Origin of the sequence: Bradyrhizobium sp. AZCC 2230 (genome assembly GCF_036924495.1) — a bacterium.
Taxonomy (GTDB): domain Bacteria; phylum Pseudomonadota; class Alphaproteobacteria; order Rhizobiales; family Xanthobacteraceae; genus Bradyrhizobium; species Bradyrhizobium rifense.
This window is the reverse complement of sequence record NZ_JAZHRS010000001.1, coordinates 4,744,136-4,758,541: the sequence shown is the minus strand read 5'-3', so window position 1 is coordinate 4,758,541 and position 14,406 is coordinate 4,744,136. Positions and strand designations below refer to the sequence as shown.

16 protein-coding genes are annotated in these 14,406 nt (G+C 61.1%); 6 read left to right on the top strand and 10 right to left on the bottom strand.

The annotated features are described in order from the left end of the window. Positions 1-148 precede the first annotated feature (148 nt). A complete protein-coding gene (locus V1280_RS22830; RefSeq protein WP_334529150.1) occupies positions 149-841 on the top strand; it encodes a helix-turn-helix domain-containing protein in 693 nt (230 codons plus the stop codon). A gap of 9 nt (positions 842-850) precedes the next feature. On the opposite strand, the gene V1280_RS22825 is transcribed toward V1280_RS22830, so the two are convergent. The 6 genes from V1280_RS22825 to V1280_RS22800 all read right to left on the bottom strand — a co-directional run bounded on the left by V1280_RS22825 (position 851) and on the right by V1280_RS22800 (position 6,110). After that, positions 851-1,480, bottom strand: a complete 630-nt coding sequence (locus V1280_RS22825; RefSeq protein ID WP_334529147.1) for a response regulator transcription factor — start codon at positions 1,478-1,480, stop codon at positions 851-853. Beyond that, positions 1,470-3,182, bottom strand: a complete 1,713-nt coding sequence (locus tag V1280_RS22820; protein WP_334529144.1) for a PAS domain-containing sensor histidine kinase — start codon at positions 3,180-3,182, stop codon at positions 1,470-1,472. Before V1280_RS22820 ends, V1280_RS22825 begins: the two co-directional genes overlap by 11 nt. A 402-nt stretch (positions 3,183-3,584) precedes the next feature. Then, positions 3,585-4,202, bottom strand: a complete 618-nt coding sequence (locus V1280_RS22815) for an HdeD family acid-resistance protein (RefSeq protein WP_334529141.1) — start codon at positions 4,200-4,202, stop codon at positions 3,585-3,587. Then, the gene (locus tag V1280_RS46830) at positions 4,183-4,458 is read right to left on the bottom strand and encodes a hypothetical protein (protein WP_442895152.1); all 276 of its coding nucleotides are present in this window, start codon (positions 4,456-4,458) and stop codon (positions 4,183-4,185) included. Before V1280_RS46830 ends, V1280_RS22815 begins: the two co-directional genes overlap by 20 nt. Before the next feature lie 367 nt (positions 4,459-4,825). Beyond that, positions 4,826-5,647 (bottom strand): universal stress protein, encoded by an 822-nt coding sequence (locus V1280_RS22805; RefSeq protein WP_334529138.1) that lies wholly within the window; start codon positions 5,645-5,647, stop codon positions 4,826-4,828. 7 nt (positions 5,648-5,654) lie between these two features. Next, positions 5,655-6,110 (bottom strand): hypothetical protein, encoded by a 456-nt coding sequence (locus V1280_RS22800; RefSeq protein ID WP_334529135.1) that lies wholly within the window; start codon positions 6,108-6,110, stop codon positions 5,655-5,657. 311 nt (positions 6,111-6,421) lie between these two features. On the opposite strand from V1280_RS22800, the gene V1280_RS22795 reads away from it, so the two are divergent. Genes V1280_RS22795 through V1280_RS22780 form a run of 4 tightly spaced genes read left to right on the top strand, consistent with a single transcriptional unit; the run spans position 6,422 to position 11,024 of the window. After that, positions 6,422-7,453, top strand: coding sequence for an AI-2E family transporter (locus V1280_RS22795; RefSeq protein WP_334529132.1), 1,032 nt, complete (start codon positions 6,422-6,424; stop codon positions 7,451-7,453). Beyond that, on the top strand, positions 7,428-8,978 hold the full coding sequence (locus V1280_RS22790) for an HlyD family secretion protein (protein WP_334529129.1): 1,551 nt from the start codon (positions 7,428-7,430) through the stop codon (positions 8,976-8,978). The genes V1280_RS22795 and V1280_RS22790 overlap by 26 nt, the downstream gene beginning before the upstream one ends. 1 nt (position 8,979) lies before the next feature. Further along, positions 8,980-10,524: a DHA2 family efflux MFS transporter permease subunit gene (locus tag V1280_RS22785; RefSeq protein ID WP_334529126.1), complete on the top strand. Its 1,545-nt coding sequence runs from the start codon at positions 8,980-8,982 to the stop codon at positions 10,522-10,524. A 26-nt stretch (positions 10,525-10,550) separates the two neighbouring features. Next, positions 10,551-11,024: a phosphate-starvation-inducible PsiE family protein gene (locus tag V1280_RS22780; RefSeq protein ID WP_334529123.1), complete on the top strand. Its 474-nt coding sequence runs from the start codon at positions 10,551-10,553 to the stop codon at positions 11,022-11,024. Positions 11,025-11,035: 11 nt separating this feature from the next. Here the strand turns inward: V1280_RS22780 and V1280_RS22775 are convergent, their stop codons facing one another. From V1280_RS22775 to V1280_RS22760, 4 genes are read right to left on the bottom strand one after another with little or no spacing between them, the layout of a single operon-like run. Further along, positions 11,036-11,431, bottom strand: coding sequence for a PRC-barrel domain-containing protein (locus V1280_RS22775; protein ID WP_334529120.1), 396 nt, complete (start codon positions 11,429-11,431; stop codon positions 11,036-11,038). A gap of 26 nt (positions 11,432-11,457) precedes the next feature. Further along, a complete protein-coding gene (locus V1280_RS22770) occupies positions 11,458-12,081 on the bottom strand; it encodes a hypothetical protein (RefSeq protein WP_334529117.1) in 624 nt (207 codons plus the stop codon). Then, the gene (locus V1280_RS22765) at positions 12,063-12,923 is read right to left on the bottom strand and encodes an SDH family Clp fold serine proteinase (RefSeq protein WP_334529114.1); all 861 of its coding nucleotides are present in this window, start codon (positions 12,921-12,923) and stop codon (positions 12,063-12,065) included. The genes V1280_RS22770 and V1280_RS22765 overlap by 19 nt, the downstream gene beginning before the upstream one ends. A 33-nt stretch (positions 12,924-12,956) precedes the next feature. Further along, positions 12,957-13,697: a rhomboid family intramembrane serine protease gene (locus V1280_RS22760; protein ID WP_334529111.1), complete on the bottom strand. Its 741-nt coding sequence runs from the start codon at positions 13,695-13,697 to the stop codon at positions 12,957-12,959. Positions 13,698-13,913: 216 nt separating this feature from the next. Between V1280_RS22760 and trxC the strand changes: the two genes are divergently transcribed. After that, positions 13,914-14,378 (top strand): thioredoxin TrxC, encoded by a 465-nt coding sequence (gene trxC / locus V1280_RS22755; protein WP_334529109.1) that lies wholly within the window; start codon positions 13,914-13,916, stop codon positions 14,376-14,378. Positions 14,379-14,406: the final 28 nt, after the last annotated feature.

Sequence of the window (14,406 nt, the reverse complement as noted above, 5' to 3'; positions counted from 1 at the left end):
CGGCAATCCGATGTGCAACCCGTCCCTATTGCGGCACGCGCAGCTGCATTACGTATTTTCACGTACCGCAGTTTGTCAAATTCATTCGAACGTTCCTGCAGCGGTATAGTTCACCCTGAGTGGTTTCCGAAAAAAGAAGGGTGCGACTATGAAAACAAGGATCCATGCAGCGGACTACTATCGGCGGATGCTCTCGATACAGCCCCATGCACTGAAATGCCTTGATGAGTTTGCCAAGATCATGGCGTGCAGACGTGGTCAGGAAATACCAAATAACCCGGGGCCTGCGGGCCACTGGTACTACGTCATCACCGGCGCGGTCCGGCGATGCGCCGTGCGTTCGGACGGAAGACGGCAAATCGTCGACCTGATGCTGCCGCGGGACTTCTTCTTTGTTTTGGGCAGTCGGAATGAGGCGACGATCGAAGCGATCGCCGACGAGACGGTGCTTGCGAGCTATCCGGGCCAGCGGGTTGAACTGGTCGCGGAACGCGATGTCGAGTTTGCGAGAGAACTTCGCGATGTCGCGTTCGAGTCTCTCACCCGCTCCCAGGCCCAGCTTCTGATCATTGGCCGGCTCACCGCGCTCGAGAAAGTCGGCTCCTTCCTGCTCTCACTTGACGGGCGTGCTTCCGACGCAAACGGGGAGGTCGTGTTGCCGGTCTCGCGATATGATATTGCCGATTATCTCGCAGTGTCGGTCGAAACGGTTTGTCGCGCGATGACCGATCTGAGGCAGCGGGGCGTTATTCGTCTGGCGGGCAAACGAACAATCAAGATACTAAACCGCAGTGCACTGGAAGACCGCATGGACGAAAGTTCGATGGCGGCGTGCGTTTGAGCTGTGCCATCATTTGTCCGGGGCTGACGCGACGCTCAGCTTCGCCATCACGCCAAGGCGGATGGCTCCCGCGAGCTGGCGTACCCCAAGGCGCTCCATCATGCGCGCGCGGTGCACCTCGACCGTGCGCACGCTGATTTCAAGCTGGTATGCAATTAGCTTGTTCGGACGGCCGGCCATCAGCCCGTCAAGGACGTCCCGTTCGCGCGGACTGAGGCTTGCGATGCGCCGAACGGCGTCGACGATGTCGCGATCGCTGGTCACGCGAGGTTCCCGCTCAAACGCGGCCTCAATGGCCCCAAGCAGGGCGTGATCGCTGTAGGGCTTCTGTAGGAAATCGCTGGCGCCCGCCTTCATCGCACGAACTGCCGTTTGGACATCGTCCTGGGCCGTCACGATAATGACCGATAGATCGCTTCGCATCCGGTTGAGCTGCGCCTGAACGTCCAGGCCATTCGTGCCTGGCAAACGGACATCAAGCAGGACACACCCAGGTTTGAATGACTTCGCTGCGTTGAGAAACTGTTCGGGCCGCTCGAAGGTAACTGGCTCGAAGTGGGCAGAACTCAGCAAACGTTCCAGCGAACGAAGAACGGCTTCGTCGTCGTCAAGAACGTAAACCGTTCGTTCAACTGGCATCGGCTGTTCCGCCGGTTGGCACGGTAAAGCGGAAGATGCTGCCGCCCCCGGGTTTCTGCCCCGCCGTCAATTTGCCGCCATGCGCTTCGACAATCGAACGCGAAAACGACAGACCCAATCCCATGCCATTGTGCTTGTTCGAGACGAATGGCTCGAACAGCCGGCCGGCAATATCGTCGTGAATTCCGGGTCCGATATCGCTCACCGCAACTTCGAGCCAGCCGTCGCCGAGAACTGTGGTTGCCAGGGTGATTTCGCGCCTCTCCTGATCCACCATCGCCTCAAACGCGTTGCGGATGAGATTGATGAGAACCTGCTGGATTTGAACCCGGTTCACGAATACGTCCGCGGCTTGATCGTCAAATTCGAACGTGAGGCGTGCAGCGAGCGGAGCAGCGCTGCTCAATGCCAGGGCGCCCGCTTCCTCGATGATCGAAGGAAGCGCCTCGATTCGCCGCTCGGTCTCGTCCAGGCTGACGAACTGGCGGAAACCGCGGATAATTTCGCTCGCCCGCAATGCCTGGCTGGCCGCCTCATCTGCGATGTCCTGCACTATCGCGAGGCTGGCACTATCCTCTCTTGCCAGCAACCGCTTTGCTGCATTGACCGAGTTGATGACTGCCGTGAGCGGCTGGGTAAGTTCGTGGGTGAGGGCGGCAGCCATTTCGCCTGCGGCCGTGAGGCGCGCCATATGGAAGAGTTCGTAACGCAATTTTTGGATACGGCGATCGGCCTGCTCGCGCTCGAAATTATCCGCCAGCAGCTTTCGGTGCGCGACCTCCAATTCGATTGTTCGTTGCTCCACGCGTCGTTCGAGATTCTGGTTCAGAAGGCGCAGTTCCACTTCTGCGGCCTTTTGTGCACTCAGATCGCGGCTGACCGTTGCGACATTCATCGGCTCGCCGGTCCGCGGATCGTCGATCCTGAACCAGTCGACCAGGAACGGTATTGGCGTCCTGGAACCGAAATGCTGGAGATCAAGTTTCCCCTTCCACCGTCCAGTGCGCAGCACTAGGGGCCAGATCTCGTTCCGAACCGCCTGCTGATATTCTCGCGAAACGAAATCAAACATGTGAAGGTTCAGTGCTTCGCCGAGGGTGGAAAGTCCGAGCGATTGAAGACCCGCCGGATTGACGTGCTGAATATGGCCACTAAGCGAGGTGATGCCTACGAAATCGGTCGACCGTTGCACCAACGTGGTGAACCGTCTCTTATCGGCGTCGGCCAGCCGCTGCTGGATGGCAATCGCCACCTGATTTGCTCCGGTCGTCAGCAGTAGTCTCTCGGTTTTGGTCGGAAACGTTCCTCGGGAGGAACCAGCGACAAGCACGGCATCGCCGCCCAACCCGATCGGCGAGGTTGTTACGTGCAGGTTGCCGCCGGACCCATTGTCGACATCGAACTCATGTTCGCTGCCAAACGCTGCGTTTTCCTCCCTTAGCACGGTCCGCACACGATCCAGACTTGCGGGCTTCAGGGTCGGTTCGCTGCGGATCAGTTCAGTAAGTTGATTGCTTTGGCCGGGGAGTATGATGAGAACGAAATCGGTACTCAGCATAGTGATCAACGCAGCGACGATGCTGTCACCGACCTGGCGTTCATCAAAGTCTCGCCACGCCGCAGGAAGCGCTGAAAGCGCGACGAGGTCGCGAATGCAACGCCGCAACTCGTCAGAGTTAGCAAACGGCTCGGTCCACGGCATTGCCATAGCCTAGCGTTCGGCGGCCCTGATCACTTGACGCCTATATTTTGGGGTTGGCAACGCACAAAAATGGGCGGTCTTGCTACGAGAGCCACCCGGAAGTGAAAAAAGATCTGGTCCGCTACCGTACATTGCCGGGCTATTCGGAGAAATATTTTCGAAGATTCATCTCGATCTACGAGGCACTTTTGCGGTGGAACGGGATTTTGCCTGTCGGTCGGGGATGCCAACCCGGGCCAGGGGAATCCAGGCGGGAGGATCGCTCGCGGGAAACGTCTCGACGAGGCTCGACGTGAGATCAGTGTCGACGTCGGCCGGTTCCGTCTCCGGCGTGGGCCGAGCGCTTGCCCGGCCTCGTTGACTTTGATGACGCGATTTCTGGTGCATCGTCTCCGGCTCGCCTCAAGCCGCGGTGCCAACGGCCGTGGGGCTGGCGCCCCGATGCTGCCGCGACCGAAGCCGGAAAGAGAAGATGACCAGCGCGATGCCAAAGGTGAGGGCGTAGGCGCCCATCCACCAGGTCAGTACGAGCGCACCGATCAGGGGCGTAAAGATCAGCAGCGCGCCATACGCAAGCGACAACAGCCCACCCAGCACCAACCACCACCGGCCATGCTCTATGTTCAGGCGGAAAGCTGCGGCCGTCATCAACGCGCCGGAGACAATTGCCCAGGAAGCAACGAGCAACACGAAGGCAAGGACGGTAAGGCCCGGCCAGATGAAGGCACAGACACCCACGGCGATATTGAGCAGGCCTGCGAAGATTAGAAATCCCCAGCGGTCCCTTCGACGCATCGCCCGCACGGCAGAGATGATCTCGGCCACCCCGTCGACCAGCATGTAGGCGGAGAACAGCAGCACCAGCGACAGCATCGTTGGCCCGGGAAGGGCCAGCGCGAGACATCCGAAGATAATGCCGAAAATGCCTCGCAGCGTGAACAGCCACCAGTTCTGCGCGAGCGTCGCTGTCGCAGAATCGGTTTGAACGTCAGAGGCGCTGTTAAAATTGATGCTGGCCATGACATGCTCCCGCAGTCGGTTGGTCGGTCGACGTGCAGTCATGTTTAGCGCGTTCGGGACGGCACGCATTGACGCCTGTCAAAAAGCGGGTTTGCCGATCATGAGCGGCAGCGGGGTCATTCTCCGCGACCTTATGGACGAGATCGGCGGCATTCCTGGCGCCAAGCTTTTTTAGCGAATTGCGCCGTGGAAACCGACCGTGCGTGGACTGATGCTGCCGAGCGTCCGTCAGCGCGGCTTGCCCACTTTCCTTCATCACGTCGCCCAACTGGCCGGTGAGGATCAGCTTGCCGCGGCCAGGAATGCTTGGTCGCCTCGACGAACTGGATATCGCCGCCGGCGGGCGTCCAGGCGAGGCCGGTCGCAACGCCCGGCACGGTAGTGCGCATTGCAATTTCCTGCTCGAAGCTCTTCGGCCCCAGTATGGCCTGAAGGTCCGACACGGTGATGATGATGCGTGTGGCGTTGCCTTGAGCGATCCGCATCGCGGCGTGACGGCAGATCGCCCCGGCCATGAGGCAGGTCCCTAAGCGGGTGCGAAGTCGCCGAACGAACCTATGATGCGACGCATGGCGTCACCTTGACGACCGTCAATCGGTGGCGGGGCATTCACAGAACCGCAGTCAGTGCGCGATGAGCAGGGGGACCGGTGAACGGTGCAGGATCCGGCTGGTCGTAGATCCCGGCAGCAAATCGCGCAGTTGAGAGTGGCCATAGCTGCCCATCACCAGCAGATTTGCATCGAGGCTGCGGCACTCCGTGATCAGCACGTCGGCCGTCTCGTCTTCCTCGCCGACGACGCGATATTTGATCGCGTTGATGCCGTGATGGCGAAGGTGCAGAACGGCATCGTTGGCCTTCAGCGCGTCGGTTTTGGTCTGATGCTCGCCTTCCACGACGAGAACGCATACCTTGCTGGCCCGGTGCAAGAACGGGAGGGATTCGGCAAGCGCACGCGCCGACTCGCGGCTCCCGTTCCAGGCCACGACAACGTTATCCAGGGGCGTGAAGCCATTCCAGTCTTCGGGAACCAGAAACAGGTGGCGTCCGGTGCCGAACAGCAGGTTTTCGATCAGGTCTTCCGGTTCCTTCGACCGATCATTTGGTCGGAGCGCGACGAAGGTGTCTGCGGTGCGCGCCACCGGCAGGGCAGTCTCGGAAATATCGAGAACGCCGGCGACATCGAACCGCCGAAGATTGGTCGGCTGTTGCAACCCGTTCAGCCGATGAAACAGCACGGTCTCGACAGCGTCGCCGGCCCGCTTAGCGGCGCCCGGCGATCGGGCAGTTTGACTGGCGCCGGTGCCATTGAATTCGTCCGGCACAACATTGAAGAACAGTCCGGTGATATGGCTCTGGAAGATTTCAGCGATCTGTGTTGCGGCGGCCAGACGGGCATCGTCCCCGGAGCCTCCATCGAGCCGAACCATCACGTCCTTGATCATGGCGCCTTCACACCTTGATTTGCAGTTCGAACGACTTGATCAAGGCCGTCGACAGCATGACCGGATCGACTGTGACAACCCGAAACGTGTTGAGCTTGCGGTCCTGCCCGCTGATCGAGACGTATTCACCCGGCCAAAAGGCATGCGCTTCAAATCTGTAGCCGGCCTCGTCGTCGCCATCCTCGTCTTCACTGTAGCCGAAGACCCAGCGCGCGCGGTCGGCGCCGCCAGGCTTGTGGACGAGGCGACCGACCTCGTCTTCGCCATCCCAAAATCGGCGAACGCGGCAATAGTCCCGATACTTCTTCCATAACACCGGATCGATATGGCCTTGGGCATCCAGCGGCGCGATGAAATCATATCCATGACGGGACGAGCCATCAAGGAATTCCCTGGAGCGGGCAAGATGGAGCAGGATGCGATTAAGGTCGGAGAGTTCAGTCAACTCGGACAAGGTTTCCATGGTGCGATCCAAGGGTGCGATCCAAATCCAAGGGTGCGATCCAAGGTGTGGCTACAGTAATGAAACCAGGACTGGCAGGACAACACGATGACGATTGTCAAATCGGTCAGGGTTAATTGCAGGAGCAGGCGCGTAACGCGCGACAATCTCGGAAGTTGATGGTCATCAACGTGTGGGGCGATGCGCGATGTAGCCTGCACGGCGCCGCACGAATGTGACGAAGAAGGATCTGATCGACAGTGCCGCAAGTTATACCGGGTCATGAAAGGAGCGAATTTTGGCCGCCTGAGAGGTCCGCGCCGTCGCTCGATTTGCGGGCGCGCGCTCAGGCGACCATTGCCGTCGCGATCGTGCTGCTGGCAGTCTGGGTCGCACGCGATTTTCTGGTGGCATTGACCTGGGCCGCCGTGATCGCGATCACATGCAGGCCGATCTACCTCCGCTTCGAGCGGCTCGTTGGCCATCACTCGCGATCGCTGGCGCCCCTGCTATTCACGCTTGTGACCGGTCTCGTTCTGCTTGTACCGATCATCGTGACGGTGCATCAGCTTGCGCAGGGCAGCGAGGCCTTCGTCCGCGGGCTCAATCGCCTGCGCGAGAGTGGGATCGCGGTCCCGGCCTGGCTTGCCCAACTGCCGGTCGCCGGTGAGTACCTTGATCTCTGGTGGCGCACCAACCTCAGCAATCCCGACGTGCTGATAGAATGGTTTCGCGGCGTGAATGTCGAAAATCTGACGGCGTGGACCGGCACATTCGGAGGCGCATTGCTGCATCGACTGCTTCTGCTCGCCATCACGCTGGTCGCGCTGTTTCTGGTATTGCGCGACGGGGCATGGCTGGCAGATCGCGCGCTTGTGACCGCGGACCGCCTGCTCGGTGATCGCGGGGCGCACCTCGTCGGCAAGATCGCCGATGCGACCCGCGCCACCGTGAACGGGACCATAGCGGCTGCGATCGCAAAAGGCGCTGTCATCGGGATTGCGTACATCCTGACGGGCGTGCCGCATCCGGTGCTGTTCACGTTTCTCACCATGGCGTTGGCAATGGTGCCACTTGGAGCGTGGCTGGCGCTTGGTGTCGCCGCCCTGACCTTGGCGCTTCGAGACGGCACATTGTTGGTGCCGGCTGCACTGTTTGTCTTTGGCGCGGGGACGTTGCTGATCGGTGACAATATCGTTCAGCCGGCGCTGATCGGGGGATCTGCGGAGTTGCCCTTCCTGTTGGTGCTGATCGGGATTCTCGGCGGCATCCAATCATTCGGGTTGGTCGGTCTCTTTCTCGGTCCAGTGATCATGGCGGCTCTCCTGACTGTATGGCGTGAATGGATCGGCGTCGGTGACTGACAGTTGGTGCGCCTGCGTCCTGCCGCTCCACGCATCCGCAGTCCAGATATGTCTGCAAAAGAAAGGACCGCGCGGCTTTCGCCAGCGGTCCAAGTCTAGGGAGGAAACGCCCTCGGGGGAGGGGGAGCGACATGGGAATGTCGCAGGCTCTATCTCGCATTTCGAAAAAACCCATGCATTGACGGCGCTCAATTTACACTCGCGGTATTTGCAATGCGCGCCGGACGTGTCGTCGATACGCCGGGCCAAAGCAATACTGACACCCATCAAGGTGTCGATCGTTCGCTTGATGCACCATCAACGGGAACCGGGATGGCGGAGGCATCGCGCAATGGCAGATGGCAGCCTCGATATGATTTCGCAAACCGGCGAACCGGGCACCGCACGCGTAGCCTCCCGGCGTTCGTCTCAGGAGAATCGGGAAATTTCCGGTTCGACGCAGGCACCCGGCGAGCAAAGCGCGCCGGCCGCGTCACCGGGCCGCTGGCGACGGCCGCTCCTGATCATGGGTCCAGTTGCCCTGGTCCTTGGCGCGCTCGGCCTTTATCTGGCGACCGGCCGCTACGTGTCGGAGGAAGATGCCTATATGCAAACCGTGAGCGCCTCGATCAGCCCGCAGGTCGCGGGTCAGATCGTTAGCATCGCAGCGAAGTCGAACACAGAGGTCAGCAAGGATGCTCCGCTGTTCAACCTCGACCCCGAGCCTTACCGGATCGCGCTCGCCAATGCCCAGGCCCAGCTCGGCATTGCGCGCGATCAGGCCCACACCCTGATCGAGACCTATCACGCGCGTCAAAAGCAAATCGATGAGGCCAAGGCGACGGTCGACTACACGCAAACCAATTTCGAGCGCCAACAACATCTCTTTGATACTGGCGCCGCGCCGCGGGCCACGCTCGATGCTGCGATACGCGACTTTCAGGCCGCGAAGGCCAATCTTGCGAGTCTGGAGCGGGAGGCCGCGGCGGCGCTCGCCCAGCTCGGCGGCAATCCGGATTTGCCGGTCGATCAGCAATCCGCGGTGAAGCAGGCGCAGGCGGCGGTCGATCTCGCGGCGCGTAATCTGCGGCTCACCGCCATCGTCGCGCCGTTCGACGGTATTCCGAACAATGTTGAAAGCATCGCAGTCGGGGTGTTTCTGAATGCCGGCCAATCCGCCTTTCCGCTGGTCTCGGCCAGCGATCTCTACATCGAGGCCAACATCAAGGAGACCGAGTTGACCTATGTGAGGCAAGGCAATCCGGCGCGCGTCGTCGTCGACGCCTATCCGGATGCTCCGCTCGCGGCGAAAGTGACGACGGTGGCTCCTGCGAGCGGTTCGATGTTTGCGCTGTTGCCGCCGCAAAATGCCACCGGCAACTGGGTCAAGGTGGTGCAGCGCGTGCCGGTTCGGCTTTCCTTCGGTCAGAACCCAGAGCACCTCGCCTTGCGCGCCGGCATGAGCGTCAAGGTCTCAATCGATACCGGCCACCAGCGCTCGCTCCGTGAGCTGTGGCGCGACCTTACCACGATCTTTGGAGCCTGACATGGCGGGCGATGCGGCCACGAGCGGGGTCATCAATCGGGGAATGGTCACGGCAACCGTGATGCTTGCGACCCTGATGCAGGCGCTCGATACCACGATTGCCAACGTCGCGCTGCCCTATATGCAAGGCAGCCTGTCGGCGACCAGCGACCAGATCAACTGGGTGCTGACATCCTATATCGTGGCGGCTGCGATCATCACACCGGCGACCGGCTGGCTCGAAGCGAGGTTTGGCCGCAAGCCGTTGTTCCTGACGGCGGTGATCGGCTTCATCGTGGCCTCGATGCTGTGTGGGGCCGCGGTTTCGCTGGCGCAAATGGTGGTGTTCCGGCTGCTACAGGGCATCTTTGGTGCGCCGCTGGTGCCGCTGTCGCAATCCGTGCTGCTCGACGCGTATCCGCAGGAGCAGCAGGGCCAGGCGATGGCGGTATTCGGGCTTGGCGTGATGCTCGGGCCCATTCTCGGGCCGACGCTCGGTGGCTGGCTCACGGACTCCTACAGTTGGCGCTGGGTATTTTATGTCAACTTGCCGCTTGGCGTGCTGTGCGCGTTCGGCATTTTTCTGTTTCTCAGGCGGCGCGCTGGTCGGCCCTTGGCCCGACGACTGGATTGGCTCGGCTTCGCGTCGTTGAGCCTCGGCATCGGCGCGTTGCAGCTCTTGCTCGACCGTGGCGAGCGGCTCGACTGGTTCGCCTCGCGCGAAATACAGCTCGAGGCTGCATTGTGCGTGCTCGGCTTCTACCTCTTCACCGTGCACTCGCTGACCGCGTCCGATCCCTTCATCGACCTCGCATTGTTCCGCGACCGGAATTACGTGATCGGAATCATGCTGATTTTCATTGTCGGCGTCGTGCTGCTGGCGACGCTGTCATTGCTGACGCCCTATCTCGAACGGCTCATGAACTATCCGGTGCTGACGGCGGGACTCGTTCTCGCCCCCCGCGGCGTCGGCACCATGGCCGCGATGCTGCTGGCCGGACAGCTCATCCGCTTCGTCGATGCGCGGCTCCTGATCGCCACCGGGCTCGGCATAACCGCATTCTCACTCTACATGATGACCGGCTTCACCCCGGATGTGTCGCAGGGCACCCTGGTCCGCACCGGCCTGCTGCAAGGCTTTGGCATCGGTTTTGTCTTCGTGGCGCTGGGCACTGTGGCATTCGGCACGCTGCCGCCGGCGCTGCGCACGCAGGGAACCGGGCTGTTCAACCTGATGCGCAATATCGGCGCGAGCATCGGCATCTCCATGATGGGTTATCTGCTGGTGCGCAATTCGGCCGTCACGCAGGCCGGGCTGGTCGAGCATTTCACCCCCTTTAGGCAGGTGATACGCGACCACGCCCAACAGCTCGGTCTTGCCATCCCCGGCGGGCGGGCCGCGCTTGCCCAGCTTGTGACCGCGCAGGCGGAAGCGGTCGCGTTCATCGACAATTTCAAGCTGATGATGTTCGTATCGCTGCTGGCGATTCCCCTGGTGATGCTGATACAACGGCCGCGCCGACCGCCTGGCAAGGAAGGTCGGGCGAGAGCTCTGGCAGAAGCTTGAGATCGCGCGGCGCACCGGAGGCTCTGATGTCGATCAAGCAGGAGTTTAGGGAGGCGAGGGAGAAATTCAGGCTGTTGTCGCTTTATCAGCGCTTTGAGCACTTCGTCGTCATGTTCCTCACCGCGTTGATCGTGGTCATAGTCGTGGCCGCGCTGTGGACCCTGACGCTGAAGATATTGTTCGGCCTGGTTCTCTCGGGAGGCCTTGACCCATCCGATTACTCGGCGTTCCAGGCCGTGTTCGGCATGATTCTCACCGTGATCATCGCGCTCGAATTCAAGAAATCGCTTCTGGTGGTGGCCGAGGGCCGCGACACCGTGGTCCAGATCCGATCGGTCGTGATGATCGCGCTGCTTGCGATCTGCCGCAAGGTCATCATCCTCGACCTCACGGAAACCGATGCGCTGCACATTCTGGCGTTGGCAGCCGCGATCCTCGCGCTCGGCCTTATCTACTGGCTGATCGGTGTCCGCGACCGGAAGGGCGACGAGGCGGCCTGACGTGGGCGGCGCTATCGATTATTGTTGACGAAGACCGGCAGTTTCTCGAGCGCGCTACGGCTCGCTCCGGGCAGCACGACGGAGCCGGATGGATCGTCCAGCTTGAGGTTGCGGAAAGGGACCGCAATCGGGTGGCCGCCAAGGCCGGTGAAATCGCCGACGGCGAGGATGGCGTAGGTGTTGCCGTCCTTGCCGAAGATGAAATCGTTGATGCGCCCGATCGTCTCGTTCTTGTCGTTGACGACACGTTTCAGCTTGATGGCTTCGGCGCGGTAGCCTCTAGCGACCTCGGTCGTCTCCAGGGGCGTCAGGGCGACTTCCTGTGCCGTGGCGCGATCCGCCCACGGAATGAGAGTGACGATCGCAACAACGACGGCGGCTGACCACGAGAGGCGGAACCTGTTCATGATATTACCTTACCCGATCCGATTTTTTACCGCGAAGGCCGATCAGAAGTATTCGAGCTCGATCCGCCGGTATTCGAGCCGGTGGTGCTCGAATTGTCGTCCGTGACGATCTGGGTCACCAGCTTGTTGTCGGGGTCGATCAACAGGATCCGATCCGGCAGCTTGACGAAGAGGAGATTCTTCGTCTCCGGAACCTGGTCGGTGACGTTGTTTGGCATCGCCTGTGGCGACATGGAATCCGGAACATGCTTGCCGACCTGCGCTTGCTCGCCGGACGGTGTCGGTTGTGAAGGCGATGTTGCGAGCCCCTGGCTAACCGCCTGTTGCTGATTTGCCGTTAACTCGGGTTGCGCGGAGCCGGTCCGCTGGGCGGCGGCGAAGCCGTTTGTACCAAGGATCGCAACGAGGATGGCGCCTCCGCGAATGAGTTGATTCATGATTGCCTCCTGATGGATTGAGGGATTGAGACCAATTGCGCTGCCGGGGCGACACATCGCGCCAATCGCGTGGCTCTCCGGCCTTGATAGACATTGCAGGCCCCGCCGGCGTTGACCGCCGTCAAGATGGCGCAGATTTAGATCGGCTGGTCCGTGACATGCGGAGGTCAGGGCCGGGCGACGATGTTGCGGCGTCATCGAGCCGAATTCCACCCCGACCCATCCACCTTGGTCCCTTCCGGCAATCGACGCTCCACCGGGAGGTATTCCACGCCGCCGCCCTGCATGCGAACCGGTTGCGGATAGAGCTTCAGCAATTGAAATACGTCGGCCGGCATTTCGGTACTGACCGGCAGGCCGAGTGATTTTCCGACCGAGGCCCAGATCGGATAGTCGTGCGTCCATGTACCCGAGGTGAGCTTGTCCGCTAGGGCGTCAGCCTTTCCCGCGGGCAGGCGGCGGGTCAGGAGTTCGGTTGCGGCCTCCTTGACTTGCACAATTGCCTTGCGTCCGATATCGGCCATGATCAGCGTCCGATCGTCGATTTTCGCCATCGGTTTCTCGGCGATCACTTTGATGAGCGAGGCTGCCGGTGACTCACCGAGCTGCGGGTCGATCGGACCCAGCACGGAATGCTCGCACATCACGATTTCGTCGGCGGCGAGCGCGATCAGCGTACCGCCTGACATGGCGTAGTGGGGCACAAAGACCGTGACCTTGCCCTTGTGCTCACGAACAGCCTTCGCGATTTGCAGCGCGGCCAAGACGAGACCGCCCGGCGTGTGGAGAACGAGGTCGAGCGGCACATCGGCGTCGGTCATCTGGATCGCACGCAAAACGTCTTCGGAATCATTGATGTCGATGTAGCGGGCAATCGGAAAGCCGAGAAACCGCATGGTCTCCTGCCGATGCACCAACAGGATTACCCGCGATTTTCGTTCACGCTCGAGCCGCGAAATTTTGCGGATACGCATGGCCTCGAGCATCTGCTGCCGCAACATCGGCTGGACCGCGGAGAATATGAAGAAGAGCCAGACAATATCACCCATCGACATGGAATCCTCCTATGGCATGACACTCAAACCCGCTCATATCCGCCCCTCGGTATCGAAGCCGAACATGCCTTCGTCCGGGTAGTAGACGCGGTAGCGTTGCCTCGATCGGACCAGGAGAGGGCCAAGCGTGAAGCCCGCCAGGAATCCTCCGACATGGGCCCACCACGCGACGTCTCCGCTGGAGGATGGCAGCAGCAGCCCCATCGTCGACTGGAACAGCTGAAGCAGGAACCAGAGACCGATGAAGACAAACGCATGGACTTCGAGGAATAGCGGAATGAACAGGATCGGGACGATCACGACGATCCGCGCCAGCGGAAACAGGCGCATGAAGCATCCGAGAATGCCTGCGATTGCGCCGGACGCGCCCAGTGCGGGTACGATCGAGTCCGGGTTGAACAGGACGTGAGCCAACGAAGCCGCAAGGCCGCAGACGAGATAGAACGCCAGATAGCGGCCATGGCCCAGCCGATCTTCGATGCTCGGGCCGAACAGCCACAGCGTCCACATATTCAGGATGAGATGGAGCCAGCCTCCATGCAGAAACATCATCGTGAAGAAGGGAAGGAAATCGCTGGCAGCCAAGTCGGTCTCCCCGGACGCAAGGAAATCGGAATAGAGTGCGGGGATGAGCGCGAATTGGCGCACGAACAGCGCGAGTTCGGAGGGGCTGAGGCTGTCTTGGAATACGAACACGAGGCAATTGGCGCCGATCAGCATCCAGGTGATCACTGGCGGATAGCGGGATGGGACAGCATTCCTGATCGGAATCATCTGCGTCTCTTCGGACCGGGCGATCATATTGCGGCTGCGAGGCCCGCGCGCAGTCGCCAGCACTCAATCGCGCACGGGCGCCGTGCCGAAACAATGATGGCCGTCAAGGCGGCGACAACAATTGTTCTCCGCGCGGGTCCGATAAGTTGACGCAAGTCAAGGCGATCGCTGCCGCGGCGCGTCATCCTGCAGGACTGAGCCCGCCCGGGAGTTCACATGACCAGTGCGCTGCACGTCGTCTGCCCGCATTGCGACTCCGTCAACCGCTTGCCGCGCGAGCGATTGCGTGATCATGTGCGTGATCATGCCAAGTGCGGGTCGTGCCATCGCCCGCTTTACGAGGGGCGGCCGACGGCGCTCGACAATGCCGCTCGCTTCGATAAGCATGCCAGGCACAGCGACGTCCCGCTGCTCGTTGACTTCTGGGCCGCCTGGTGTGGTCCCTGCCAGGCGATGGCGCCGGTCTTCGAACAGGCAGCAGCGGAGCTCGAGCCCGAGGTGCGGCTGATCAAGGTGGAAAGCGATGCGGTGCCGGAACTGCTGCAGCGCTACGGCATCCAGAGCATACCGACCTTGATGCTGATGCATCATGGTAGGGAGATCGCCCGCCAGTCCGGCGCCGTATCATTGCCCAAGTTGCTCGCGTGGGCCCGTGAGCATGTAGACGGCGTCAAGGTGTGACGGGCGTTAGACGATGCCGTCGTGTCAG